The organism is Flavisolibacter ginsengiterrae DSM 18136 (assembly GCF_059568575.1).
Window position 1 is genome coordinate 18,324 of sequence record NZ_JCANTR010000014.1, and the last position, 26,195, is coordinate 44,518.

The window sequence follows — 26,195 nt, forward strand, 5'->3', positions numbered from 1 at the left end:
ATGAAAGTCCAAACTGTAAAAACGGAGCTGATTAAAAACACCACCTACAAGGTCGTCATTCCTTTTTATGTTTATGCCGCCCTTTCCTTTTTTGTTGCTACTATTTTGTTGTTTTGTTCCTACCATTCTTTTACTCAGCATTATTTTCAACCCAGGACACTGGCCATTACACATACCATGGCTTTAGGCTGGGGAACTATGATCATTCTGGGCGCGAGTCATCAATTGGTCCCCGTATTGATTGAAGCAAGACTGCATAGTACATTGCTGGCTTATTTATCCTTTGCAATGGCAGCAGTAGGTATCCCCATACTTGTCATTTCTTTTTTTACGTTTCATTTTGGATGGTTTGCTGTCACAGGGGCTTTGTTGATCAACGGAGCTGTATTGTTTTTTTTGATAAATATGGTATTATCCATCTGGAAGTCGCCAAATAAGAATGTGTATGCACTTTTTGTATTGACAGCAACTTTTTGGTTGATGATCACTACGCTTATTGGGCTACTCCTTGTCTGTAATTTTTCTCACCCTGTTTTGCCCGCCGCTTCCATACATTACCTTTCCCTACATGCGCATATCGGAATTATCGGTTGGTTTTTATTACTGGTGATGGGAGTTGGCTCGAGGCTTATTCCCATGTTCCTGATATCCAAATTTCATAACGACAGGTATCTATGGAGTATATATGGACTAACAAATGGCGCCCTGCTTGCATTTATAATACTATTCATCTTACAATCTGTAAGTATGTGGTACATGGTTCCGGTTAGTTCCTTACTTATAGCCTTAATACTGTTTGGCCGATTTTGTTACCTCGCATTTAAACAGCGTATCCGGAAAAATGTGGATGAGCAAATGAAAATATCCTTGCTCTCCATTACTATGATGGCTCTGCCAATGATATTCCTGGCTGTTCTGATAGGCTTTGTTTTAAGATCAGGCAACCAGGGTTCAAAAGAAATATTAGCCTATGGATTTTCCATATTTTTTGGATGGATAACTGCTATTATTTTCGGAATGACTTTTAAAACGCTGCCGTTCATAGTCTGGAACAAAATATATCATGATAAGGGCGGTATTGGGAAGACACCCAATCCAAAGGATCTTTTTAGTTCGCCTGTTTTTAACACTATGGCATTAACTTTTCTGGGAGGATTTATTTTGTTTATGGCTGGTATCTTAATTGTCAATTCTATGTTATTGCAAGTGGCTGCAGTATTATTGGTTATTGCATCTGCTCTTTATAATTGGAATGTAATGAAAATGCTGTTGCACAAACCTTTGATCAGATGAATGCAGTAATTACAAATAACGAGGAGAAATGCGCTATTGCCCTGGCATCATTGCATAATGTCATTGACCCTGAAATAGGTTTGAATATTGTGGACCTGGGTTTGATATACCAGGTAGATTTTGATGATGATACAACAGCTTGTTTTGTCTCTATGACCCTAACTACCCAATTCTGTCCTATGGGAGAGAGTATAAGGGATGGTGCTGTAAAAGCATTGCAACAAGCATTCCCTGGTCATGCAATAAATCTTGAACTGGTTTTTGATCCACCCTGGAGCACTGAAAAAGTTTCAGAACAAGGGCTAAAATATTTAAATGGTGAATAGATGTTGAGCTATACATGTAAGACGGCAATAAAAGCTGTTATATTCCTGGCTACAAAATATGATAAGGGCTATAAGCCGGGAATCAAAGAAATTGCAGAATATATTGATGCCAGCGAACATACCGTAGGTAAATTGTTGCAAATATTGGTAAAGCAACAGGTGGTCAATAGCCTTAAGGGCCCATCCGGTGGATTTTATATTACCAACCAGCAACTCAAACAGCCTATTATCAACATTGTAGAAGCGATTGATGGTAATGAGGCCTTTACTACATGTGGATTAGGTTTGAGTCGTTGTTCGGCAACCCATCCATGTCCTATACATAACAATTATAAAGAAGCCAGAGACATCCTTGAGAGAATATTCCGCAAAAATAAAGTAGTGGATCTATGCACGCCTGTTAGTAATGGATTGGCTTATTTATTTGGTTGATGAACTTTAAAATTAACAGTAATAATAGAAGATAGAATTATCCTTAAATATTCTGTGTGTATATTTGCACCTATTTTTTCAATTGATTGTAATCTCTAAAAATATTTTCCGTTGAATAGTAATTCTATTTGGCTTTTACTTCTTTATACCAATTATCTAAATGAAAAATTCCTCACCGCATAGCTTCCATATTCCTGTAATGGGCCTGGCTTACACTATTGATTCTCCCATCAAGGTGGCAAGATTTGGCATCGGTTCTGCCATATCGATTGTTGAAGACAGGTTGATCGAATTGATGAGGAGTCATTATTACCCTTTTATTAATGAGGCCTATATTCCTATTCCGACAAGTCAACCGGATTATCGAACAAAAAGAATCACTGACTACCTAAACCTGGTAAACAAGATTGTACTTCTGCAATTAGAAAGAATTCGCAACTCCGCATTTGAGGCAGGATCAGAAATAGTCAAATATTTTGAATTATTGCCAGAGGCAAGTCCTTTGAAACAAATGTATAATAAGGTAAGAAGCATTACTGACCCGGCTGAAAAATTGGAGCTGGAATCTTTTTTAAGGTCTAATGTTATTCCCGGGAGCATAGATGTGAATATCATGACCAAGATTGATAAGAACAATTATTCTAAAAATGGAGACCTTTTAGAAGATGGTTCTGATGCAATAACTGCCCTCAAAGGATATGCAAACAGCGATCTTTCCAATTCCTCTGTAATATTTTCAGCTGGTATGAATCCGCGGCTCTATAATTACCTTGAAAAATGCAATGAATTCCAACCTGACAAAAACGGTGTTTTTCAAAAACGGATCATTGTGAAAGTGAGTGATTACAGGTCTGCCCTGATCCAAAGCAAATACCTGGCTAAGAAGGGTATTTGGGTAAGTGAGTTCCGTATTGAGTCTGGGCTTAATTGCGGTGGTCATGCTTTTGCGACTGATGGATTTCTGATGGGACCGATTTTGGAAGAATTCAAGTCCAGGAAAGAGGAATTGGTGAATTCCGTATTTGATATTTATAAGAACGCTCTTGAGAAGAAAGGATTGGATGTGCCAGGTTGTGCACCCGCTATTTCTATTTCAGTCCAAGGTGGGATAGGTACGGCTGCAGAAGATGCGTTTTTACACGAGTATTATAATGTTGATAGTACAGGATGGGGCACACCATTCCTGTTAGTTCCCGAGGCAACAACAGTGGATGAGGCAACTTTAGAACTGTTATGTAATGCAAAGCAAGAGGATGTTTTGCTTAGTAATAATTCGCCATTGGGAGTAAGATTTCATTACCTGAAGGGAACTACTTCCCATTCAGAAAAACTGGAGCGAATAAAAAATGGCAAACCAGGAAGCCCTTGTACTGAAAAGCACCTGGAGTTTAATACAGAATTTACTGAAAAGCCTATTTGTACAGCCTCGTTCAAATACCAGAAATTAAAAATATCCCAATTAAACAAAATGGGATTACCTGAAATTGAATATCAAAAACAACTTAAGTCTGTACTTGATAAGGAATGTTTGTGTATAGGGTTGAGTAATGCGGCTGCTATTAATTATGACAAGACTTTGATTAAACATCTTGATGCAGTAACTATTTGCCCGGGTCCGAATATCATATATTTTTCTAAAAAGGTTTCTTTACAGACCATGGCTGACCATATTTATGGCAGAACTGATCTGCTGGAAGGTGTGGAACGTCCTCATATGTTCATCAATGAATTGAACCTCTATGTCAATTACCTGGAGGAAGAATTATCAGCGCAAGGATTATTGGATGATAAGAAAATTAAATTCTATACTTCCTTTATTGATAATTTAATGGCAGGTATATCCTATTATAATACCATCAACGAATCTCAGTTATTGAGTCATTCATTCCATCATTCACTTCAGGAGGAAACAATGAGGATTCAGTCCATGAGGGAAAAAATGGAGATGGCATCCTGTGAAAATTTTTGTGTATAAATAAGCCAATAACAATTAGAAATTAAGAATGGAAAAGGGAGATATTGTTGCAATTGAGGATATTAAACTCATGGTTGATTCTTTTTATGCAAAGGTTCGGGAGGATGACATGCTTTCGTTTATTTTCAACGATCGCATCCGCGATCGATGGCCTGAGCATCTGGAAAAAATGTATAGTTTTTGGCAAACTGTACTGCTTGATGAACATACTTATTTTGGCGCACCATTTCCGCCACATGGCACATTAGATATCAATTATACGCATTATGAACGATGGGTTGAATTATTTAATGAAACAGTTGACCACTTGTTTATAGGTAATATAGCCCAGGAAGCTAAATGGAGAGGACAGAAGATGGCGCAGATCTTCCTTGCCAGAACAGCGAATTATAAAAAACAGGTTACTGTTGAATGATTATGAAGGCAATTAGATGAATTGAAAAAAGGATAAATGTTCCCGTTAGACTTACTGGCACATTTTTTATGTCATAGTAATGTAAGAATGATAACTTTATATAAAACCAAAATCAAATAATATGACTCAGAAGAATTTTTTAGGATTGCTCCTTTGCGTTAGTATGGCTGTATTTGCTTCATGTAATTCCGGTGGTGAGAAAAAAGAAGAAAGCTCTACTTCCAATGAAACTGCAGCAAAAACCGGGGGTGGTAGCATAGCCTCTGAAGGATCAGATCCAAAAGGTATTGGACCTCATAAAAGTGTTGAGCTGACACATCCTCTTGATGAGAAAATGGTTGCTTCAGGTAAAGGAATCTATGATGTAAAATGTTCATCCTGTCATAAAACTACTGATGAGAAATTAGTTGGTCCGGGTTGGAAAGGTGTGACCGATAGAAGAACACCTGAGTGGATTATGAATTTCGTTACCAATACGGAAGAAATGATAGAAAAAGATTCTGCAGCTCAAAATATGCTCGAAGTCTGTCTGGTAAAAATGCCAAACCAGGGACTTACTGAAGCAGATGCAAGGTCAGTTTTAGAATTTATGCGTAATAATGATGGCAAAAAATAATTACCACTAATATTTGTTGAGGCTGTCTATACTAAGGCAGCCTCTTTTTTTTGCCTGGGAATATATTTATCCGCTACCAGGAATGAAATAAGAATGGTAGCTGCCCCAGTAAATAAAATGATGCTAACGCCCCATAATAGCCAGCTATACAATGAACTGTTTGTTTTAAATAATATTTCCAGTCCCTGCAGCATTAATAAACTTTCATTGGCAACAATGCCAACTCCAAAAAGTATAAAAGGTAACTTCATCTGCCTGTTTTTCCTGCTAAAAAAATTATTTTCTATAAGGCTGCTGAGAATATAAAAGCTTACAAAACCTAGAAAAACAAGGTGCAGGAACCCAATGATTACGGGTCGATTTCCATAGATGGCATTTCCAAGTTTGGGAAATATGGTTCCAACATTCAGCGCCATTTTTAAACCAAAAGAAAAAGCAGCAAGCTTCCACATATTTAATGCCAGACGGTGCTCATAAAAATCATCCCATGGGAAATCAACGATATATTTTACAAAATAAAAAAGGCTGATTAGGATCAAAACACACCCGATGCCAGCAATAATATATAAAATTGAACTATTATGCCAAAGCATCGAAAGAAACAAAGAGGGTAGAATTGAAAGGCAAAGGAATACGGCAAACTTCTTTGCATTCGCATTAATTGGAAAATCCTTTTTAACTACATGGTTTAAAACAAGTGTAAATACGGAAAGTGTAAAAAAACCATTGTATTGAAAATGCAGAAAGGTATAAATGGAATCCCTGTAGAGTAAGGAGTTGCCGGATTTAGATAATAATATATAAGACAACCCTAATGGTCCCAGGGAAGAAAGTAACATTGAGACTATGGCTGATACGCCTAAAATTTTCACAGTGCGATATGTAGAAGATCTAAGCAAATCATTCAGAAAATACCAGGCGAAGGCAAAGGATACCAGGATATAAAGTGAAGAAAAGAAAACGGTAAAGAGTGCATATCCAAAAAAAGGGAATAACAAACCCATTCCTAAGGAACTGATTTCAATACCGGCTAAAATCCAAATGTATTTTTTATGAAATACCGGAAGTACATTAAAAATAAGCAGTGTCATCAGACTTAAACCAACCCATCCACCAAAAGCAAAATGAGAATGAGCACTTAATACCTGGCGATAATCAATTAAAGGAATTGAGAAAACGATCTTGCTTCTAAGTGTAACTCCCAGCAGGGCAACAATACAAAGATTAACCAGGCATAGCCCGATCCAGAAAGATTTTTTACTCATCATGCAGTTGAAGATATTTAATCCGCCACAAATGCACCTGCGGCTCCCATCTCTGCATTTGCAAAAGAATGGTCTACAAATGTATATCTTCCTTTTTCAGGGAGAACAAATTCCATAATTGCACCTTGCGCCGGCCCAACCAGGGCTGCTTGCATTCCCACTAACTGATTGGCTGGGTTTCCGTCCTGCCATACTTTATCTAATATAGTTCCTATTACATGGAAGCTTGATATATTATTAGGACCAACATTCATAAAATAAACTCTTATCCTTTCTCCTGCCTTCACATGTATGGGATGTATCACATATTGTCCGACTTTACCATTAAAAGCTACCTGTGTCGGCTGCTTCCGCATAGCAATAGTAGTATCCGGAATATAATAATTGCCGGCATTCTTTAAATAATACTCATTTTGAACAATTGCAAACTCCTTGTCCACTTTTCCGGGGAATCCATCTTTAGGTTCTACTATGACCATACCCACCATTCCTGAGATCATGTGCAATAACACCATTGGAGTTCCGCAATGGTACATAAACACCCCAGGATAATTGGCGGTCCATGTAAAATGTATGGTTTCCCCGGGGAAGATAGTCCGGTACTTATCCTCTGGATTCACCATGGCCGCATGAAAGTCGATGGAGTGGGGCATAGGCTTCATATTCATATTCATGGACATATTCTGCATGGTATCCAGGGACCGGTCTGTCATTGAAAATTTAATGGTTTGACCTACACGTACCCTTAAAACCGGTCCTGGCAAAGAATCTCCGAATAGCCAGCCTGTAAAAGAAATACCTCTTGCCACCTGGAATAATTTATGAGTGACATCAATTTTAACTTCTACGGTGTCACTATCAATAAGTTTGGGCACCAGGGGCGCGTATGCCAACGGTCCTTTTAAATTTTCGTGGTTGGGTTCTTTTGTAACGACAGCTTTGGGAGAGCCGAAGACCTTATCCGTCTGATTGTTATTGTCTTTGTTATTTCTGCAGGATAGGATCGAGCTGATCACAAGGGAGAAAACAAGAAATTGTTTCATAGCTGATTTTGCAAAAAAAGCATGCCACTACATTATTTTAACCCGCATTATACATACTGATTGACCATCATCAACTCACGGGTTGACTTTTATCATCTTTATCCAGTCCGATTAAAAATATTTTTGATTTTGTGTAAAGTAGCATTATGATTTTTTCCAAGTCTTTTGGTTATGCGGTAAGAGGTTTGTTGTATATAGCCTGGAAACAGGAGGAGAAAAGCTATGTACAGGCAGGAGAGATAGCGGCCAACCTGGCAGCTCCCAAGCATTTTATGGGAAAGATCTTAAAAAACCTGGCAAAGAATGGAGTGCTTAATTCAGTTAAAGGACCCACAGGCGGCTTTACCACTAATAATCACTCTCTTGATATCTCCCTGTTGGAAATAATGGAAATAACAGAAGGCCTGTTAAGTTTTCATAACTGCGCATTAAGGTTAAAAGAATGTAATGCCAGCAACCCGTGCCCATTTCACACCCGCTTTGAAACTGTGAAAAGTAACCTTAGATCTGTTTTATCAGAAACTACTATCAGAGATCTTTTGAAAGAAAGTAAGGTCGACTTTGTGGACAGTATATCCACCAGTATTTCAGTACTAGATTAACCAGAGTTAACCAGTAAAGTTTCCAATCATGAAGAATTTTAGTATTGATCCAGGCAAAAGCATTGCGGATATTGTTCGGGAGGATTATCGCACTGCGGATACATTTAAAAAGTTTGGTATCAATTATTGTTGTGGGGGAAAGGTCACCCTAATAGATGCATGTCAATCGAGAAACCTGAATCTACAGGAGGTGCAGGCAGAACTTGAAAAATCCCGGAGGAGAGTTATTGTTTTCCACCAGTTGGATTATAATAGCTGGAAGGTGGATTTTCTCATAGATTATATCATTAATGTACATCATGCCTACCTGGATAGTACTATGCCAGTGCTGCTCGACCAGGTAACAACATTTGTAAATAATCACAAAAAACAATATCCATACTTACAGGATGTATTCAAGACCTTCGATCAATTGATCACCCAGTTGACAATTCATATTCGCCATGAAGAAGAGATCATCTTCCCCTATATGAAACAAGTTGATAATGCCTATAAAAGAAAGGAGTCTTATGGCAACCTTTTGGTTCGCACCCTCCGCAAGCCTTTGATCAACCACGAGGATGAACATCTGAAAATTGACGAGTTGTTTTTGAAATTAAGGAATCTCACTAATAACTATAATTTTCCTGCCGATGCCTGTACCAATCACCAGGTGATTTTTCATAAACTCGAAGAGTTTGATGATGATATGATACAGCATAAGTATCTTGAAGATGGTGTTCTTTTTCCTAAAGCCATGAAGATGGAAAAGGAGCTTTTGCAAATTCAATCATAACTAAAGTTTTAAAAAAAGAGAATTAGTGATAGGAATGATGCCACAGCTTTCCCGTGGGAAGGCCTCTGCTTTTGCCCTCCTGGCCTTTGCCGCGACACTCGTATGCAGTTACTTTTTACCTCATTATCTCATTATTTTAAATGGCTTGCTGGTTGTCATCTTCCTCTCCATTTTTGTACATACCACATGGTCCACAATTATAGCCGCTATTATTAGCCTTATTTCAGTAGTCTTGCACATTCTATTCAGGCGTTTTACTTCAATAGATCATGAAGAATGGAATAAGTATGCAATAATTGTTTTCCTGATTATTGTAACAACGTTTGTTGTTTTATATGTCAAAAAATTAATTTTGAAGATGCAGTTCGACAAATCGCATATGACCTCCTTATTTGAAAATGCCACTGAAGGACTGGTGGTAACTAATAGCGATGGAGATATTGTGCTGGTCAATCCTTCGGCTTGTCGCATGTTTGGATATGAACCCGAAGGGCTAATGGGTCAAAAGATAGAATTACTGATACCCAGCCATTACCGTAAGGCTCATATTAAATTGAGAGAAAGTTTTTACGATCAACCACAAAACAGGGTAATGGGCCATGGCCGTGACCTGCACGGGCAAAGAAGCGATGGACAAACATTCCCTGTAGAAGTGAGCCTAAGCACTTATACTCAAAATGATCAACGGTTTGTAATCGCTTTCATAGTTGATATCACTCATCGAAAAGAAATAGAAAGGAGCATGGTTCAGCAGCAAAAGCAGCTGGAGAAAGTGACTGATGAAATGAGGAAGTTGAATGCGGATCTGGAGGCTAAAGTGGAGGAGCGCACAGTTATTCTGAAAGAGGCACTTCAACGGCTGGAGCAATCCCAGGAAGAGCTAAGTGAAGCTCTTGATAAGGAACGGCAGCTCAATGAAATCAAAAGCCGCTTTGTATCTATGGCTTCACATGAATTCAGGACCCCATTAAGCACCGTGCTTTCTTCTGCGTCCTTATTGTCTAAATATACTACCACGGAGGAGCAGGACAAACGCAACCGCCATATAGAAAAGATCAAAGGTTCTGTAAAGCACCTGAATGATCTGCTCGAGGATTTTTTATCCCTGGGAAAACTGGATGAAGGGAAGATCGGCGCCATATTCGGTGAGCTCAACCTGAAAGATGTTGTTCATGATACGATTGAGGAATTAAAAGGTTTGATAAAGCCCGGGCAGAATGTTCAATACGATCACCAGGGAAAGGAGATCATTGAAAGTGATAAAAAGCTTATAAAAAACATTTTGATCAACTTGATCAGCAATGCCATTAAGTTTTCTGATAACAACAAAAATGTATATGTTGCCAGCCAGGTGAGCGACAGCCAGGCCATAATTTCCGTAAAAGACGAGGGGATTGGTATCTCTGATGAGGACCAGGAACACCTGTTTTCTTCTTTTTTCAGGGGTAAAAACGCCATGAACATCCAGGGAACAGGGCTTGGATTACATATAGTTAAGCGTTATCTTGACCTGTTAGGTGGTGATGTAGATTTACAAAGTGAATTAGGCAAGGGGACAATTATTACATTTACAATTCCTGTAAAATATTCATAAGCATGGAAAAAAGAGTTCTAGTTATAGATGATAACACTGATATCAGAGAAAATACTGCCGAAATTCTTGAATTGGCAGGATATAAAACCTTTACTGCCGAAAACGGTAAAAAGGGTGTAGAGGTAGCCATCAAAGAAAATCCTTCAGTTATTGTCTGTGATATTATGATGCCTGAACTTGATGGGTATGGTGTGCTGCATTTATTAAGGAAGAATCCGGAAACCCAGAATATTCCCTTTATTTTCCTGACAGCTAAAACAGAAAGAAGTGATTTCAGGAAGGGCATGGAAATGGGCGCAGATGATTACATTACCAAGCCATTCGAGGACATAGAGTTATTGAACGCTGTTGAAATGCGGTTGAAGAAGTCTGAGATTCTTAACCAGACCTATAATGCCACACCCCAGGGTCTCACCCAGTTTCTTAAAGATGTTAAGAGTACCGGTTTAATACAAAAGCTTTCCGAACAATACGACATTGAGAACTATGAGAAGAAACAGATGTTGTACCAGGAAGCAAAGCGTCCCCGCTTTTTATATTACCTTATGAAGGGCAAGGTCAAGGGATTCAAATCCCATGAAGATGGTAAGGAATATATCACCAATTTATACAGCGAGGGCGACTTCATTGGTTATACTGCACTCATTGAAGATTCCAATTACGATGACAGCACTTCTATTCTGGAAGATGCTGAGATCATGCAGATACCTAAAGAAGACTTTTTGCAAATGGTTTACAGTGATATCAGTATAGCTTCTAAATTCATCCATATCATTACGCAAAATGTAAAGGAAAAGGAAGAACGCCTGCTGAACCTTGCCTATAGCTCATTACGCAAGCGTGTAGCTAAAGCCCTGGTTGATATTGTAGGTAAGTTCAACCTTAAAGAGCAAATGAATCCAATTGAGATCTCAAGGGAAGATATAGCTCAATATGTTGGTACCGCAACAGAGTCATTGATCCGGACTTTAAGTGATTTTAAGGCCGAAAAGCTCATAGACATTAAAAGCGGTAAAATCATTGTAAATAATGTAGAGAAGCTCAAGAACCTGTTATATTAGTACAATGGGTTGCTTAAAAAGATAAGGGAAGAGGTTACCTCTTCCCTTATCTTTTTTATAACCAGTTTATAGATTAATAATCAAATTCCCTTCTGTGCATGTTCCACCTGATCCCAGCATAGATCACAAAAGTGTTGGCTGAAGTACCTAAGGCACTTTCCTTTCGGTATACCGCGTTGCTTTCGATGAATAAGTTCGGCTTTAATTCATAAGAAAGTAACAATGAAGCATAAGCGGTTTTGGTTTTTACTCCGGACCCTACGTTAAATCCATAGTCCTGTTTACGGTAAGGATCAACATTCGGCAAGAATATATTACCACCATAGCTCACATTGCCCGAATCCTTACCCTGCGTATAATAAATGGCTTTGGCTTTCACCATCCACTTCGCTGCAGGTTGATAGCGGGCTATTCCTATAATTTCCTGAAGGTTTGCCCCCTGGGGATGCGCCAATGGTTGATTATAGTGCGTATAGTTGGCAACTGAATCCCTGTGAGAATAAGTAAACGGACGTATGCGGTTACTTTCTATTTGCAGGTCAAGGTTTTTAATATTGAAGGCGTCTATATATTTAGCACCCAACTGGTAAGCAAATTTATTGGCCCACCAGCCTCTATGGGCTTTAATCTCTGAAAGTTTGAATTCATCCAGTAAAAGCTGCCCGTAAAACTGGAAACGATGCGCCGCATTGGCTTTGAAATCCAGGCCGGCCACTGAATTATCAAAACTTCCGTTTTGTTGTTCAATTGACCTGTAAAATATCACTGGGTTCAGGTAGCCGAATTCAAAATGATCCTTGCGGCCAAAAACAACACCTTCAAAAATGCCCACATTCAACCATTTGGTGATGCCCATATCCAGGTGGTGCATGGCCGCATATTTCTTGGGAATCAGTATGTCAGCTCCCAGGCGTTCGGCATTTTGTAATTCCATAAAAAGGTTCTGGTAATTAAATTTCCAGATCCTTGTATTTATTTTAAAGAATAATGCGCTATTGGAAAAATCGCTCAAGAAAAGAGAACGATAACCATTGCCAATAGAATTTTTATCATAGCCAAATGCGATATCAATGAACCTGGCAACATTTAGGGTGATATAACCCCTGGCGTCAAAATAATCATACCCAGTGCCTTTAAAATCTTTATAAAACCCTTCCCCAGGCACTGCTTTTCGCTCGTTCACCCATCGTTGAACATAATGTGGATCTCTTTCCTGGTTGTCCGTGACATAAGCTGCAAACCCAATTTTGTCTGCAATTCGTCCACGCAGGCTCACGCCCCTGGTATTTAAGAATATATGTTCGCTATTGTTTTTCTCTTTGCCTACATAATATTGAAAAACAGGATTTACAGCTAAAAAGAAATCTTTTGTATTTACCTCGTAAAAGGTGGCGGGGGTTTTGTAAAAATTCTTCCAAAAAGTTTTTTTGCTGGCAAACTGTGTTCTGTCACCAATTGCCCACTCCAGGTTGCTTAGGTTGGCAGTGTATAAATTGTATTGATCAACTTTTGATAATGCGGCAATAGAATCCAGCCGGTTAATTTCCGGGATCACTTGCCTGCGGCTAAATGGCCTGGTTTTCGAGAAGTTCAATATGGAATCTGTCTGTGCCTTTATTTCCAGTCTTTCTATCAGGATGTTTTCTTTGGCTCCCTGGGGTAAATAAGTGGTTTGCGAAAAAACAGGAATGGATATCAATAAAAAAAACAGTCTTACAAGGGTTTGTTTAAATTGCATGCAGGGAGTTTATCGTTTTTCAAATTATGCAAAAATACCTGATTAAAGATATTCATGTAGTGAATGAAGGAAGCATCCGCATTGGAGATGTATTGATTTCAAATAATAGAATAGAAAAGATCGGTTCCCGGATTTCAACTGAAGGCGCAGTCATTGAAATAGATGGTAGTGGAAAATACCTGTTGCCCGGTGTAATTGACGACCAGGTTCATTTCAGGGAACCAGGATTGACACACAAGGCGAACATATATACGGAAAGCAAGGCTGCTGTAGCAGGTGGAACTACCTCATTTATGGAAATGCCCAACACAGTGCCGGCTGTATTGACGCAGGAATTATTAGAAAATAAATATGGAATCGGCGCTCAAACCTCACTGGCGAACTATTCTTTTTTCATGGGTACTTCCAATGATAATGCTGAAGAAGTTTTAAAAACCAATGAAAAAAAGAATTCCGTTTGTGGGATCAAGATCTTCATGGGTTCTTCCACAGGCAATTTGCTGGTAGATAACTATCTTACCATAGACAGGATATTCAGGGAGAGCGAAGTGCTGATCGCTACTCACTGCGAGGAAGAAACCATGATCAGGGAAAATCTCCAAAGACTAAAGGCGGAAAAGGAAATATTAGAGCCTGCTGACCACCCGGTGATCCGCAATGATGAAGAATGCTTTGAATCTTCCTTTAAAGCAGTCCAATTAGCTAAAAAATATGGCACAAGGTTGCATATACTTCATATCAGTACAGAAAAAGAGTTAGTACTGTTTACCAATATGCTTCCTTTAAAGAGCAAAAGAATCACAGCGGAGGTTTGTGTCCATCATCTGCATTTTACCAGCGATGATTATACAAAATATGGAAACCTTATAAAATGTAATCCTGCTATCAAAGCTCCTAAAAACCGAAAAGCGCTCTGGGAAGCTTTATTGGATGATAGGTTGGATGTGATAGCTACCGATCATGCACCACATACCTGGGAGGAAAAAAATGAGCCTTATGAAAAGGCGCATGCCGGAATTCCCCTGGTTCAGCATTCCCTGCTCCTGATGCTTGATTACTATAAGCAAGGGCAAATTACGCTTGAAAAGATAGTTGAGAAAATGAGCCATGCAGTGGCTGATTGTTTCCAGGTAAAAGAACGGGGTTATATAAGAGAAGGTTATTTTGCCGACCTTGTAATTGTTGATTTGGGTGACACTACCACTGTTAGCATAAACAATATTCTTTCCAAATGTGGCTGGAGCCCTTTTGAAGGCAAAACATTTCCTTCTAAGATCACCCATACGTTCGTCAATGGAAATTTAGTTTATGGAAATGGTGCCTGGAATGAATCTATAAAGGGTCAACGGTTAGAGTTTGCCCGTGACTGATGCCAGTTCAGTGGCGAAGGTTAAATCAACAGCATTTTTTTCTATATTCATTGCCAATGCAGATAGACAAGGTCACTTTCAATGATATTGCCATTTTTCATACGGAAGAGGAATTCTCTATTTTTCACCGTCTCAATTTTACCCAGACCGTAGGCGGGAAGGAGTGGCTGCGACGCTTTTTCCTTGAACCTCACCATGACCTCAAGCGCATTACCGGGGTTCAAAATATCATCAAAACGTTTTTAGGTCGCATTGAGGAATGGCCCAAAGAAATAACCAATGGCACTGTGATCATGATGGATAAATTCCTTGATTACAACCTTGATCCTGTACCTGAGCATCCTACCACACTAAACAGCTTCTTATATAAGGTTCTACATCCGCAGGATTTTTCCATGGCGAGGTTTTCCGTCAAACATTTCTCAGATTTCTTCCGCGGTTTGAAAAAGATATTGCTGCTTTTATCTGAAACGGAGTTACCAGCCAATCTTAGTTTTTATATTGAAAGAATCAGAAAGATCCTGCATGAAAAGCCGCTAAAGGAATTGTCAGACACAGATGGTTCGGAAACTTTCTCAAACACGCAGGTTCTGTATTATGCTTATTTCCTGCGCAGGGATTATAAGACGGATATATTGGAACTGATAGATGTTTTCAGTCGGTTGGAAGCCTGGTATTCTATGGCCATGGCAGTTCACACCTATAATTTAAAATTCCCTGAGTTCATAATTTCCGAAGATCCCTATTTCCAGGCAGAAGGCCTTTATCATGTTATGCTGCAAACACCAACAGCCTATGACCTTGTATTGCAGCCAGATCAAAACTTTTTATTTCTGACAGGAGCTAACATGGCAGGGAAAAGCACTCTCATTAAGGCGGTAGGATCTTCGGTATTCCTGGCACATATTGGCATGGGGGTACCTGCCAGGCATATGAAACTTTCACTTTTTGATGGCCTGCTTACAAATATTAATGTGGCTGATAATATTGCAAAAGGGGAAAGCTATTTTTTCAATGAAGTGCAAAGGATCAAGAATACCATTTACAAGATCAATGATGGCAAAAAATGGCTGGTGCTTATAGATGAACTATTTAAAGGTACCAATGTACAGGACGCCATGAAATGTTCACTGGCTGTAATAAAAGGATTGATCAAAATAAAGAACTCCTTGTTTATTCTTTCCACCCACCTCTATGAAATAGCTGAAGAATTGAAGCCATTTCCCAATATATCATTCAAATATTTTGAGACGAATGTTATGGATGATCAATTAGATTTTACTTACCAGCTCAGGGAGGGTATAAGCAACGATCGTATAGGTTATGTCATCCTGAAAAGGGAGAAAGTGGTGGAAATGCTGGAAAAACTATAGATTCAATCCCAGCTATGATCCCTGCCGGCAAATTATTTCATTATTCAAACGCCTTATGATGCGCATTTTCCTGATTCTTATTCTTTTTGCAAAAGCACTGTCTGTAGATGCCCAGGGCATCGATGTGCAGCATTATAAATACGAAATCGAATTGTCCGATGCAACAAATGCCATTAAGGGGAGGGCCATTGTCACAGTAAAATTCCTGCAGGCATTGCCTGTACTTGAACTTGACCTGGTCTTTGGCCAGGATGAAAAAGGAATGTATGTTTTCCAGGTAAAGGAAGGAAGTAGTTTACTAAAATCCAGGCAGGCCAACGATAAATTGATCATAACGCTCGCAAAGCCTTCTGTAAAAGATGAGGTACGCACATTCGAGATCAACTATATGGGTACTCCGCAGGATGGCCTGATCATTTCTAAAAATAAATTCGGGGAACGTACCTTCTTTGCGGACAACTGGCCCAACAGGGCACATAACTGGATACCTTGTAATGATATTCCATCTGATAAAGCTACCGTTGAATTTGTTGTCACCGCTCCATCCCATTACCGCATTATTTCGAATGGTGTATTAAAAGAAGAAAAAGAAATTGGTAGTAATCAAAAAAGAACCTACTGGTCAGAAGATGTTCTTATTCCCACAAAAGTCATGGTAATCGGCGCAGCCGATTTTGCAGTGACCCGGGTAGATAATTCCTATCATATACCGGTAACAGCCTGGACCTATAAAGCCGATAGCGCAAAAGGAGCTTACGATTATTCCCTGGGTGATGATATACTGCATTTTTTCGAAAACTATATTGCGCCTTACCCCTTTAATAAGCTGGCTAATGTGGAATCCAAAACCATATTCGGAGGAATGGAAAATGCCAGTGCCATATTTTATGCTGAGAGCAGTGTTACAGGTAACCGGAGTTCTGAAGCGTTGATGGCGCATGAAATTGCACACCAATGGTTTGGAAATACAGCTACTGAAAAGAATTTTTCCCATTTGTGGTTAAGTGAGGGTTTTGCTACCTACCTCACAGATATGTATATCGAACAGAAATATGGGATTGATAGTTTTCAGAAGCGTATGCAGAATGAACGTGAAACGGTAATTGATTTTGTAAAGAATTTTGACCAGCCCGTAGTGGATACAGTAACCAGCCTTATGGACTTATTGAACGCTAACAGTTACCAGAAGGGGGCCTGGGTTCTTCATATGTTAAGAAATGAAGTGGGAGACAGTACTTTCAAAAAGATAATCCGCACTTATTATTCTACCTATAAGTTCAAGAATGCTGATACCAGGGACCTGGAAAAAGTTGCTGAGGATGTATCAGGCAAAGATCTGAAATGGTTTTTTGACCAGTGGCTCTACCAGCCAGGCATTCCGGAGTTGAAGATCGAAATGAAGACAGAAGGAGAGGACTTTAAACTGGAGATTACGCAGGGGAAAAAAATATTCAGGTTTCCTCTGGAGATTTCTATCATTGGCTCCAAATCTGGTACTATACATGAACGTTTATATATAGATAGCCAGGTAAAAGGGTTCAAATTAAAAGCTTCAGGACCCTTCCGGATAGTAGTGGATCCGGATAAAAAATTATTATATACAGAAATGAATTAATCGTTACTAAAAAAAGCTTCCCGTCGGGAAGCTTTTTTTAGTAAGGTTATGTTTTTATAAACTGTTTAAACCAACATTGTTACCGGGTTCTCCAGGTATTTCTTAAAGGTTTGAAGGAAAGAAGCTCCAACTGAACCATCTACGCTTCTGTGATCACAGCTTAAGGTGATCTTCATTACATTACTAACACCAAAACCTTCACCCTTGCGGACTACTATTTCTTTGATACGGCCTACAGCCATGATAGCACTGTCTGGCGGGTTAATGATGGCGGTAAATTCTTCTATATCCATCATACCCAAATTAGAGATGGTAAACGTGTTGCCGGTAAACTCATTGGGTTGCAGCTTTTTATTTCTTGCCTTGCCTGCCAGCTCTTTGCTTTCTGTGGCGATCTGGCTGAGTGTTTTCTGGTCTGCAAAACGAACTACCGGAACGATCAATCCATCTTCAATAGCTACGGCCACACCAATATGAATATGTTGGTATTGCCGGATAAAATCGCCCATCCAGGAGCTGTTTACTGCCGGGTGCTTACGTAGCGCCATTGCAGCTGCCTTCACTACCATATCATTGAAAGAGATCTTAACATCGCTAACCTCGTTCATCTGCGCTCTTGCTACCATGGCGTTATCCATGTTGATCTCCATGGTCAGGTAAAAATGCGGGGCGCTGAACTTGCTCTCGCCAAGGCGCTTGGCGATCACTTTGCGCATTTGCGAAACAGTAAGGTCTGTATGTCCTTCCTGTCCTGCAACTACAGGAGTTGTGGCTTGTGCTGCTGCTGGTGGGGCGGCAGCTTGCTGAGAAGGTTTGTAATTATCTATATCGTTTTTAGTAATTCTTCCATTGTCACCGGTTCCCTGTACCTGTGAAAGATCTATTCCTTTCTCACGGGCCAGTTGCCTGGCTAATGGTGAGGCCTTTATTCTTCCTTCGGGGGTTGTTGATTGGCTTGCAGGCTGTGAGGGTTGGGCTTGTGGCTGTGCTGGTTGAGGAGTAGCAGGGGCCGCCGCTGGCTGTTGTGGGGCAGTTTCCTGGGGTTGTGCTCCGCCTTTTGCTGCTTCTAAAATAGCATTGACATCTACTTTTCCTTCTTCGCCAATGATACATAGCAAATCGTTCACTGCTATCTTTTCTCCTGGTTGTGCACCCTGGTATAGAAGCTTGCCATTTTTGTAGCTTTCCAGCTCCATTGTGGCTTTATCAGTTTCTATATCAGCCAGAACATCACCTTTTTTAACCGTGTCACCCACTTTTTTATGCCAGGCAGAAATTACTCCTTCGGTCATGGTATCGCTCAGGCGGGGCATCAACACTACTTCTTCCATCTTGCTAATATCTATACCACTGCCTTTAGCTTCCGCTTGCGGCGCAGGAGCCGCTTGTTGTGAAGAAGCTGCCTGAGGTTGGGTTTGGGGTTGAGTGCTGACGGGGGCTGCTTCTTTTTGTTGACCTTTCCCCGAAACCATTCCGGAAATGTCTTCTCCGGGACTACCTACAATGGCCAGTAGGTCATCCACCTGTATTTTAGCTCCTTTATCACCACCAATATGAAGTAATGTTCCGTCCTTATAGCTTTCCAGCTCCATGGTGGCTTTATCCGTTTCTATTTCTGCTAGCAGGTCACCCTTTTTTACAGGGTCACCAATTTTTTTATGCCATGCTGCAATAACTCCTTCCGTCATCGTATCGCTCAGGCGTGGCATCAATATCACTTCGGCCATGATTCTTGTTCTGTTTATTTTGAGAGCCGAAATTAAAGCAAAACAGGGAAATAGAAGGAAATGAAGAAATGGCAGGTTGGGAAGTGTAAAACCTGTTCAAATGGTGATAATTATGAAACGGGAGAAAAAGTGCTATTGGTGTTGATAATCGGTATAGCCACAGGCCATGGCTATTTGAAACCAGTTAAGTTTTGGATTTTTTAAATGCAGCCAGTACGATCGGTTGAATCGTGAAATCCGAAGAAATGTTTTTGGGCTTACCCCAATTCTTTCATTAAGTTTCCGTTCCAGTTGCCTTGGGGAGAGGTACGCTTTTTGGGCCAACCAATCTATTGTGTGGTCGTGCTCCTTTACCGTTAGCATAAGCATACGGTCCACAGCTAGTAATTCTTTTTTTGAATGTAGAACCAGTTGACTAACAAATTCTTCTACAATCTGTATCATTTCAGAATAGGAATCTGTACTGCTTAACCGGTCATTTACCCTTTTTATTTCAGGCGGGAAAACAGTTTCTGCATCCAGGTCTTTATCGGTGAATTCTGTGAATGGTATGCCTGTAAGACGGTGTAAAGCCCCGGGCTTAAAGTCAACAAAAATGATCAATACTTCCGGATAACTGACATAGCGGTCAACCCTTGATGTAAACTGACCGGAGATAACTGATCGCCATTTTTTTAATTCCAGGTTATCCTTTAAATACCTGGCTGTTTCAAATCCCCTCACATAAAAGGTCAAACATTGTTCTGGCCTCGGTGGGAAGGGCTTCGCAGGTGGAATTATTCCGTTTTGAAAAACGAAATGGCGTAACCGGAATTGATAAATAAATTCCCTCAATGCTTCTGAAGGCAGAAAATCTCTTGAGATCATAATTTAAGCCGGTATTATTTATTTGTATTAATGCTTAACAGTTCTGGCTTTTGGATCCTGGCAAATCCATATTGTGCATAACTGTGATCAACCAGTTGCCATGATGCTCCGTCATGATTAAGTTTAAAAGCCCATTCCTCGGTGGACGATCATTTCCATCAGGAGTTCTTAATCCTTCAAGTATCCACCAGGCATCAACTGCTGCCACATCTGGCTTTATATGACGGATCTTGCTTTTGGTAATTTTTAGGATAGAGTGTGCCCAAATGGTTTTAAAGTGAGGGTCATGTTTTTCTTCTATAGCAAAACGGCCTTTGAAACAATCACCCATTACATTGGTGCAATCTGCATCTTCAGTAAAGACTTTCGAAAATTTTTTAGCATCATGCTCATTCCAACTTTCTACAAAACCATTCAACACATTCTCAATGCCTGCTTCGGAACTGCCTGTAACAAGACCGTTTACTGAGTTGAGGTACATGTCTCTTGTTTATATTAAAATAATGAATTATTGCCATAGAAAAAAGCATATAGAAAAATGAAGAAGATAAGTAAGCACTATTCATTTGGCCATAATATTATTACACTTTAAACTGGCTTGAAAGCCTTAACTTCAAAAATGATAGTAAATAAGATTGGAATAGGAGGTAGATTATATTATTTCAACCTCTTTTACATTACCGGTTCTTTTTAATACGCCCCAGCTTTGTAATTCACCTTTTACTGCCCGCCTTAGTGACTTAAACAATACCCACCACATTAACCACCTGTAGATCAGTCTTTGGGGAAACAACCAGATCAGCCGCGATAACCTTTCTTTTTCCATTCTGAAAGCAATGACAGCAATTCCGGCGTCAAAAAGCATAAATGCAAAGTAGTAAGGAATGATCTTTCCTGCATTCCCCGAAATTAATCCTACCACCATGAACAGGTCGGCAAAAGGGATGAAGGCAGGTATGATATATTGAAACAAGAGAATGTTCGGCATGGCAAGGCATCCCAGCCATTTGAACCTGCTATTGAAAAGTACATCTTTATGTTTCCAGAAAGTTTGCAATACACCAAAGCTCCACCTGAAACGTTGCTTGAGGAATTGCCTTGTTTTTTCTGGTGCTTCTGTCAAGGCTATAGCATTATTCTCATTCTTTATAACATAACCCGCACGAAGAATGCGTATGGTGAGATCACAATCTTCGGCCAATGTATCTGTAGTAAAGCCTCCGGCTTCTTCGATCGCTTTTTTTCTAAAAGCACCTATGGCACCTGGTACAACAGTGATAGCATTTACATGAGCAAAAGCCCTTCTGTCAAAGTTCTGGCTGCTGATATATTCAATCGCCTGCCATTTTGTTAACAGGTTCACTTCATTGCCCACCTTTACATTACCTGCAACAGCACCTATTTCCCCAGAAGGAATATTGCCTTCCGGAACCAGGAAATGTTTCATCAGCTGTGAGATGGCATCTGGTTTAAGCTTTGTATCAGCATCAATGCAAACCACGTATTCTGCATTGGATAAGGCAATGCCATGGTTGAGCGCTGAAGCTTTGCCTCCATTGGACTTTGTATATGCCTTAACCCTTGGATGATCTTTGAAAACATCTAATACCCTGGCATACGTATCATCATTACTGCCATCATCCACAAATATGATCTCATAATTCGTATAATCTGTTTTCAAAAGGTTTTGAAGAGAACTTACAATGTTTACTTCTTCGTTGTAAGCAGGTACAATAACAGAGACCAGCGGTGGATTTTTAATGATGGGAAGAGCAGCAGCCAGGGTGTTCTTTTCCAGCCTTCTTTCTTTGAGTGCCAGAAAAGCCATTAACAGTGTGCGTGCAATCGATAATAAAATAAATATGATAAACAGCGTAAATAATACAGTACCTATTAAATAAGTGGCTTCAAGGAAAACATAATTGGCTTCCAGCAGGTAATACCCGCTGCCTTTGGGTACAGGGGGCATGAGTTCATCTTTTTTCTTACCCAAAAGATCAGCAATGGTGGTAAAAGTGTAGCCCCTTCCCTTAAAATAGTCAATGATCTTTGGAAGGGCTTCCAGTGTAGCTCTCCTGCTTTCTCCCCCCGCATCATGTAATAGGATGATATTTCCACCTGTGGTTTTATCCTCCATTTCCAGCTCTTTCTTTCTTTTGATGGTCCGTTGAAATATAGAATCGGCATTTATGCCTGGTTCCCAGTCTAACGGATCAATAGATTCTCCCACATCCAGGTAATTTTTAGTCCTGGCGATAGCAACAGGAATCAATTCATCCAGTTTCTCCGGAGTAAAGTCGGCATTGTATGGAGCCCTGAATAATACAGTTGAGTGTCCGGTAACACATTCTATCAGCAGGCGCGTGGATTCCATCTCAATAACGGCGCGCCTGTGGCTTACTTCAGCTATATTGGGATGGGTGAAAGTATGATCGCCTATTTCATGACCCTCCCTGTAGATCCTTTTGAGAAGGGGAATATTATTTTCCCCATTCATGCCTACAATAAAGAAAGAGGCGGGCACATGTTTTTCCGATAGTACATCAAGTATCTTAGGCGTCCATGTAGGGTCTGGGCCATCATCGAATGTCAATACCAGTTTTTTCCTGTTGCGTGTAGTATCGCTTCCATTCCACCCGAATTTCTTAGCCATGAAAGAACTGGGAAGGTTATCATAATTTTCCTCTGAAATGAGGAGGTCTGTTGAATCGACCTCGGTTTGTATGCTTCCTTTTTTAGGCATGGCCAGCACATCCAGTACTTCACCAAAACCAGAATAGGTTACATTATCAGTTGACTGGATCTGGGAGAATACATCAAAATCAAAATGCTGTATAGAATCCTGGGAAAGGTTTTTATTATAAAAGTTCCAGATGCGATCATCTTCCGATCCCAATCTCCAAAGCGCAACTCCCGCCAATTCACTTTCGGTGGCAAAACGCATGGCGTTGAAAGTAGTGGCAGCATCAGTAAAATACGCCTGGTGAAGGATATTCTCATCGTCATAGTAAGAGAAACTGAGGTTATAGGTGTCATTGTCAAAGTCGATCTTAGCCTGTGCTTCCTTCGCCGCGCTTAATGCATCCTGGTAGGTCATGACAGCAACATCAGCAGGATCTGTTGCTGCTTCTTCCACAGGCCAGTCATATCCATATGCCGCCAACCCTAAAACGACTTTTTGGGATGGTATTTTTTTCAAGGCCTGATCCATGGCGGCTTCTATCCATTTTTGTTCTGCAATAGGTCCTGGTTTGGTACCTGACGAATACTCGTCATAGGCCATTACAAACAAAAAATCGTTAAAGCGGGATAGGGCTTCATAATTGTAGTCCTCATTAAAAGGAATAACATCCTGCGTGACCAGTAATTTTCTCGCATGAAGCTTTTCATATAATTCTTTCTGAAAGGCAACAAAAGATTCGTCAGATGTTTCTTTCAATTCCTCCAGGTCAATATTGACACCCGCAAATTTGTTCTTTTCCAGGATATTGATAAGGTCACTGATCAGTTTTTCCCTTTTTGCCCTGTTGTTGATGATCCGGTGCACGGATTCCCCATGGAAATTCTTATCCTTATTATAAAAATTAGATAGCATGGGTATGATGTTCACCCCAGCGTTCTTCATTACGGCCAGTCCGGCCGGATCAATTGTTGAATAAACAGTGTCTGCCTGTGGGTTGATAAATAACCATTCAGGGATCACCAGGTTCAACTTATGGATATTACGTTGTAATGAAATAAGCGATTGCTTGTTCCAGGTTACATAGAAAGCCGAGCGAATGCCGCAAGGCATGTTGTTATTAATGATATTCCGGTAACCCGGAGTGGTCTTCATTTTATAGGGAGCCTTATTGGTCAGATCTTTTTGATTGATATACTGACGGTATCCCTTATACTTTTTAGCCAGTTGACTATTCCTGGAAAGAAAATTCTGTTGTGCGGATAATGCTTGTTTATAGGAGCTTAATTGAGGAAGATTGGGCAGTTTTTCGGTGATAAACCAAATGATAATAGCGAGAAAAGCCACAGCAATAAAAAGAAAAAATACCCTGCTGCTCCATTTGAAACGTGTCCAGCGTGTGGACGTGCTGGTTTGAAAAATCTGGCGATTCTGCATAAATAACACCTATCTGCCAGCAAAGTTGACAATAGAGTTCGTTATAAGAATGGCAAATTCGGTGAATACCTTGTTAAATAAGCTATAATTGATTGTGAGACGGAATCTGTTTATTTGAATTCAATTAATAATCCAGTTCCAGTCTTAACCGGTCTCTTAATTCTTTAACCAGTGGAAATTGTTCTATGATCTTTTGGTATTGTTCCTTTGAACTCAATGGCCTGTCGGTTTCAATATGTTCAATAACACCTTCTTCCAAAACAATAATGAATTGAAGCTGTTTGTTTTGCAGTGCAGTTTGTAAAAACTCGCATGCCTTATTTCTTTCCAGTTCAAGGAACTTCTGGTTGATATTATTAGTTACAATGGCCTCAAAGCAGTTATTGTCTTTAATATTCAGCCTGGCTATTTCAAAGCTCTGCCAGGCAGGGTTCTTTGATGTCTTTAGATTGATTATGAACTTTTCCCAGGCTTCCCTCAGGGAAACTTCATCCAGGGGCTTGTCAGCGATCACCTCCATTCCGTTACCATTCCCGATCTTTTGACGAAGTGCATTAAGCGAGGAAAGTTTTTTTCCGTTAGCAGCCGGGGGAGTAACAGTCTTTGTTTCAACTGGGCTTATTGGTTCAGGAGGCGCATTATAAATTTCTTTTTTCTCTTCGACTATAGGCGCTGGCAATGGGGCAGGAGTTTCAATTATAAGTCTGGCCTCATTCCGTTTAGTTTTATTAGTTGATGGAGTTGTACCACCCGTTATTGGACTCTGTGCCAGAGGAGTAATGTTCCTGAAAGCAACGGATTTAGGACCATCAACTAGTTTTTTTTTATCAAGTCCGGCACCGTTGCTGGTAAGTTCGATAGCTTGCCGCAGATAACATAGCTTGATCAGCGCAAGCTCCACGTGCAATCTTTTATTCCTGGCCGACCGGAAATTGATCTCTGCTTCATTTAAAATATTCAATGCACTGACAAGGTATCCGGGTTCTGTTCTTTTGGCTGTTTCTGCATACCGTTGTCTGAAACTTTCCACAACTTCCAATAAACCGGCAACGCGCTCATCTTTACATATAAGCAGGTTGCGGATAAATTCTGCAAAACCATTGAGCACCATGTCTCCTTCGAACCCTTTTTTGTCTATGTCATCATATAATAACATAGCGCCTGCAAGGTCCTGGTTCAGCATGCAATCTACCAGCTTAAAATAATAGTCGGCATCCAGTATGTTCAGGTGTTCGATGGTATTTTCGTAGGTCACTTCACCGTTGGTAAAGCTTACTATTTTGTCAAGGATGCTTAATGCATCCCTCATGCATCCTTCACTTTTTTGAGAAATGAGTTGGAGCGCTGTTTCCTCAGCCCTTATATGTTCTTTGTTAGCTATTCCTTCCAGGTGGTCGACGGTATCCTGCAAGGTGATGCGCTTAAAATCAAAGATCTGGCACCGGCTTAATATAGTGGGTAGTATCTTATGTTTTTCAGTAGTAGCTAAAATAAATATAGCATAAGGGGGTGGCTCTTCCAGGGTTTTTAAAAAGGCATTAAAGGCGGCAGATGACAACATGTGCACCTCATCTATTATATATACCTTGTATTTCCCAGCCTGCGGTGCAAAACGAACCTGTTCCACTAAACTCCTTATATCCTCAACAGAGTTATTGCTGGCGGCATCCAGTTCGTGGATGTTCATCGAAGTGCCTTCATTGAACGAGCGGCAGGAATGACATTCATTGCAAGCCTCACCATCTTTGCTTGGATTTTCGCAATTTATGGTTTTAGCCAATATGCGTGCACAGGTGGTTTTACCAACACCTCTTGGTCCGCAAAATAAAAAAGCATGGGCAAGATGCCCTGATTTAATGGCGTTTTTTAAAGTAGTAGTGATATGATCCTGCCCAACTACCGTATCAAAAGTCTGGGGGCGGTATTTCCTGGCTGATACAATGAATTTTTCCATACAAACCTCGGTTGCTAAGGTAAAGGAATGGCTTCAC

General features: G+C 40.1%; 21 protein-coding genes. 13 read left to right on the forward strand and 8 right to left on the reverse strand.

Going from position 1 to position 26,195, the window contains the following annotated elements:
* The 6 genes from BP74_RS14790 (at position 1) to BP74_RS14815 (ending at position 5,057) form a co-directional block, all read left to right on the forward strand.
* On the forward strand, positions 1 to 1,293 hold the full coding sequence (locus BP74_RS14790) for a cytochrome C oxidase subunit I (protein ID WP_496375128.1): 1,293 nt from the start codon (positions 1 to 3) through the stop codon (positions 1,291 to 1,293).
* Positions 1,290 to 1,619 carry a metal-sulfur cluster assembly factor gene (locus BP74_RS14795; protein ID WP_496375129.1) on the forward strand — a complete coding sequence of 110 codons (330 nt, stop codon included), beginning with the start codon at positions 1,290 to 1,292 and terminating at the stop codon, positions 1,617 to 1,619. The genes BP74_RS14790 and BP74_RS14795 overlap by 4 nt, the downstream gene beginning before the upstream one ends.
* The gene (locus BP74_RS14800; protein ID WP_496375130.1) at positions 1,620 to 2,051 is read left to right on the forward strand and encodes an RrF2 family transcriptional regulator; all 432 of its coding nucleotides are present in this window, start codon (positions 1,620 to 1,622) and stop codon (positions 2,049 to 2,051) included.
* Between the two features lie 160 nt (positions 2,052 to 2,211).
* Positions 2,212 to 4,026 (forward strand): hypothetical protein, encoded by a 1,815-nt coding sequence (locus BP74_RS14805; protein WP_496375131.1) that lies wholly within the window; start codon positions 2,212 to 2,214, stop codon positions 4,024 to 4,026.
* Positions 4,027 to 4,054: 28 nt separating this feature from the next.
* Positions 4,055 to 4,441, forward strand: coding sequence for a group III truncated hemoglobin (locus BP74_RS14810; protein WP_496375132.1), 387 nt, complete (start codon positions 4,055 to 4,057; stop codon positions 4,439 to 4,441).
* Positions 4,442 to 4,562: 121 nt separating this feature from the next.
* Complete coding sequence (locus BP74_RS14815) at positions 4,563 to 5,057, forward strand: c-type cytochrome (RefSeq protein WP_496375133.1); 495 nt, start codon at positions 4,563 to 4,565, stop codon at positions 5,055 to 5,057.
* Between the two features lie 26 nt (positions 5,058 to 5,083).
* On the opposite strand, the gene BP74_RS14820 is transcribed toward BP74_RS14815, so the two are convergent.
* Positions 5,084 to 6,325, reverse strand: a complete 1,242-nt coding sequence (locus tag BP74_RS14820; protein WP_496375134.1) for a hypothetical protein — start codon at positions 6,323 to 6,325, stop codon at positions 5,084 to 5,086.
* Positions 6,326 to 6,339: 14 nt separating this feature from the next.
* On the reverse strand, positions 6,340 to 7,365 hold the full coding sequence (locus BP74_RS14825; protein WP_496375135.1) for a multicopper oxidase domain-containing protein: 1,026 nt from the start codon (positions 7,363 to 7,365) through the stop codon (positions 6,340 to 6,342).
* A gap of 146 nt (positions 7,366 to 7,511) precedes the next feature.
* On the opposite strand from BP74_RS14825, the gene BP74_RS14830 reads away from it, so the two are divergent.
* The 4 genes from BP74_RS14830 to BP74_RS14845 are packed head-to-tail and all read left to right on the forward strand — an operon-like array spanning position 7,512 to position 11,397.
* Entirely contained in the window at positions 7,512 to 7,967 is a 456-nt protein-coding gene (locus BP74_RS14830; RefSeq protein WP_496375136.1) for an RrF2 family transcriptional regulator, read from the forward strand.
* A gap of 28 nt (positions 7,968 to 7,995) precedes the next feature.
* Positions 7,996 to 8,742, forward strand: a complete 747-nt coding sequence (locus BP74_RS14835; RefSeq protein ID WP_496375137.1) for a DUF542 domain-containing protein — start codon at positions 7,996 to 7,998, stop codon at positions 8,740 to 8,742.
* 34 nt (positions 8,743 to 8,776) lie between these two features.
* The gene (locus tag BP74_RS14840; protein WP_496375138.1) at positions 8,777 to 10,336 is read left to right on the forward strand and encodes a sensor histidine kinase; all 1,560 of its coding nucleotides are present in this window, start codon (positions 8,777 to 8,779) and stop codon (positions 10,334 to 10,336) included.
* A 2-nt stretch (positions 10,337 to 10,338) separates the two neighbouring features.
* Positions 10,339 to 11,397: a response regulator gene (locus BP74_RS14845; protein WP_496375139.1), complete on the forward strand. Its 1,059-nt coding sequence runs from the start codon at positions 10,339 to 10,341 to the stop codon at positions 11,395 to 11,397.
* A 73-nt stretch (positions 11,398 to 11,470) separates the two neighbouring features.
* Here the strand turns inward: BP74_RS14845 and BP74_RS14850 are convergent, their stop codons facing one another.
* Complete coding sequence (locus BP74_RS14850) at positions 11,471 to 13,135, reverse strand: hypothetical protein (RefSeq protein WP_496375140.1); 1,665 nt, start codon at positions 13,133 to 13,135, stop codon at positions 11,471 to 11,473.
* 26 nt (positions 13,136 to 13,161) lie between these two features.
* On the opposite strand from BP74_RS14850, the gene BP74_RS14855 reads away from it, so the two are divergent.
* From BP74_RS14855 to BP74_RS14865, 3 genes are read left to right on the forward strand one after another with little or no spacing between them, the layout of a single operon-like run.
* Positions 13,162 to 14,505, forward strand: coding sequence for a dihydroorotase (locus BP74_RS14855; protein WP_496375141.1), 1,344 nt, complete (start codon positions 13,162 to 13,164; stop codon positions 14,503 to 14,505).
* A gap of 56 nt (positions 14,506 to 14,561) precedes the next feature.
* Positions 14,562 to 15,878, forward strand: a complete 1,317-nt coding sequence (locus tag BP74_RS14860) for a MutS-related protein (protein ID WP_496375142.1) — start codon at positions 14,562 to 14,564, stop codon at positions 15,876 to 15,878.
* Positions 15,879 to 15,933: 55 nt separating this feature from the next.
* Positions 15,934 to 17,493 carry a M1 family metallopeptidase gene (locus BP74_RS14865; protein ID WP_496375143.1) on the forward strand — a complete coding sequence of 520 codons (1,560 nt, stop codon included), beginning with the start codon at positions 15,934 to 15,936 and terminating at the stop codon, positions 17,491 to 17,493.
* Positions 17,494 to 17,558: 65 nt separating this feature from the next.
* Here BP74_RS14865 and BP74_RS14870 read toward each other — a convergent pair whose 3' ends face one another.
* The 5 genes from BP74_RS14870 to BP74_RS14890 all read right to left on the reverse strand — a co-directional run bounded on the left by BP74_RS14870 (position 17,559) and on the right by BP74_RS14890 (position 26,158).
* Entirely contained in the window at positions 17,559 to 19,220 is a 1,662-nt protein-coding gene (locus tag BP74_RS14870; protein ID WP_496375144.1) for a pyruvate dehydrogenase complex dihydrolipoamide acetyltransferase, read from the reverse strand.
* Positions 19,221 to 19,352: 132 nt separating this feature from the next.
* Positions 19,353 to 20,087: a helix-turn-helix domain-containing protein gene (locus tag BP74_RS14875; RefSeq protein ID WP_496375145.1), complete on the reverse strand. Its 735-nt coding sequence runs from the start codon at positions 20,085 to 20,087 to the stop codon at positions 19,353 to 19,355.
* A gap of 34 nt (positions 20,088 to 20,121) precedes the next feature.
* The gene (locus tag BP74_RS14880; RefSeq protein ID WP_496375146.1) at positions 20,122 to 20,568 is read right to left on the reverse strand and encodes an SgcJ/EcaC family oxidoreductase; all 447 of its coding nucleotides are present in this window, start codon (positions 20,566 to 20,568) and stop codon (positions 20,122 to 20,124) included.
* Between the two features lie 171 nt (positions 20,569 to 20,739).
* The gene (locus tag BP74_RS14885; RefSeq protein ID WP_496375147.1) at positions 20,740 to 24,204 is read right to left on the reverse strand and encodes a trifunctional glycoside hydrolase family 18/polysaccharide deacetylase/glycosyltransferase family 2 protein; all 3,465 of its coding nucleotides are present in this window, start codon (positions 24,202 to 24,204) and stop codon (positions 20,740 to 20,742) included.
* 124 nt (positions 24,205 to 24,328) lie between these two features.
* A complete protein-coding gene (locus tag BP74_RS14890) occupies positions 24,329 to 26,158 on the reverse strand; it encodes a DNA polymerase III subunit gamma/tau (RefSeq protein WP_496375148.1) in 1,830 nt (609 codons plus the stop codon).
* Between the last annotated feature and the right edge of the window lie 37 nt (positions 26,159 to 26,195).

What these genes read in the sequence shown, in the direction of transcription:
- BP74_RS14875 (WP_496375145.1), bottom strand. Translation starts at nt 20,087, where the DNA reads ATGATCTCAAGAGATTTTCTGCCTTCAGAAGCATTGAGGGAATTTATT.
- BP74_RS14885 (WP_496375147.1), bottom strand. Translation starts at nt 24,204, where the DNA reads ATGCAGAATCGCCAGATTTTTCAAACCAGCACGTCCACACGCTGGACA.
- BP74_RS14840 (WP_496375138.1), top strand. Translation starts at nt 8,777, where the DNA reads ATGATGCCACAGCTTTCCCGTGGGAAGGCCTCTGCTTTTGCCCTCCTG.
- BP74_RS14800 (WP_496375130.1), top strand. Translation starts at nt 1,620, where the DNA reads ATGTTGAGCTATACATGTAAGACGGCAATAAAAGCTGTTATATTCCTG.
- BP74_RS14855 (WP_496375141.1), top strand. Translation starts at nt 13,162, where the DNA reads ATGCAAAAATACCTGATTAAAGATATTCATGTAGTGAATGAAGGAAGC.
- BP74_RS14835 (WP_496375137.1), top strand. Translation starts at nt 7,996, where the DNA reads ATGAAGAATTTTAGTATTGATCCAGGCAAAAGCATTGCGGATATTGTT.
- BP74_RS14880 (WP_496375146.1), bottom strand. Translation starts at nt 20,568, where the DNA reads ATGTACCTCAACTCAGTAAACGGTCTTGTTACAGGCAGTTCCGAAGCA.
- BP74_RS14805 (WP_496375131.1), top strand. Translation starts at nt 2,212, where the DNA reads ATGAAAAATTCCTCACCGCATAGCTTCCATATTCCTGTAATGGGCCTG.
- BP74_RS14830 (WP_496375136.1), top strand. Translation starts at nt 7,512, where the DNA reads ATGATTTTTTCCAAGTCTTTTGGTTATGCGGTAAGAGGTTTGTTGTAT.
- BP74_RS14815 (WP_496375133.1), top strand. Translation starts at nt 4,563, where the DNA reads ATGACTCAGAAGAATTTTTTAGGATTGCTCCTTTGCGTTAGTATGGCT.
- BP74_RS14860 (WP_496375142.1), top strand. Translation starts at nt 14,562, where the DNA reads ATGCAGATAGACAAGGTCACTTTCAATGATATTGCCATTTTTCATACG.
- BP74_RS14825 (WP_496375135.1), bottom strand. Translation starts at nt 7,365, where the DNA reads ATGAAACAATTTCTTGTTTTCTCCCTTGTGATCAGCTCGATCCTATCC.
- BP74_RS14810 (WP_496375132.1), top strand. Translation starts at nt 4,055, where the DNA reads ATGGAAAAGGGAGATATTGTTGCAATTGAGGATATTAAACTCATGGTT.
- BP74_RS14850 (WP_496375140.1), bottom strand. Translation starts at nt 13,135, where the DNA reads ATGCAATTTAAACAAACCCTTGTAAGACTGTTTTTTTTATTGATATCC.
- BP74_RS14795 (WP_496375129.1), top strand. Translation starts at nt 1,290, where the DNA reads ATGAATGCAGTAATTACAAATAACGAGGAGAAATGCGCTATTGCCCTG.
- BP74_RS14790 (WP_496375128.1), top strand. Translation starts at nt 1, where the DNA reads ATGAAAGTCCAAACTGTAAAAACGGAGCTGATTAAAAACACCACCTAC.
- BP74_RS14870 (WP_496375144.1), bottom strand. Translation starts at nt 19,220, where the DNA reads ATGGCCGAAGTGATATTGATGCCACGCCTGAGCGATACGATGACGGAA.
- BP74_RS14890 (WP_496375148.1), bottom strand. Translation starts at nt 26,158, where the DNA reads ATGGAAAAATTCATTGTATCAGCCAGGAAATACCGCCCCCAGACTTTT.
- BP74_RS14865 (WP_496375143.1), top strand. Translation starts at nt 15,934, where the DNA reads ATGATGCGCATTTTCCTGATTCTTATTCTTTTTGCAAAAGCACTGTCT.
- BP74_RS14845 (WP_496375139.1), top strand. Translation starts at nt 10,339, where the DNA reads ATGGAAAAAAGAGTTCTAGTTATAGATGATAACACTGATATCAGAGAA.
- BP74_RS14820 (WP_496375134.1), bottom strand. Translation starts at nt 6,325, where the DNA reads ATGATGAGTAAAAAATCTTTCTGGATCGGGCTATGCCTGGTTAATCTT.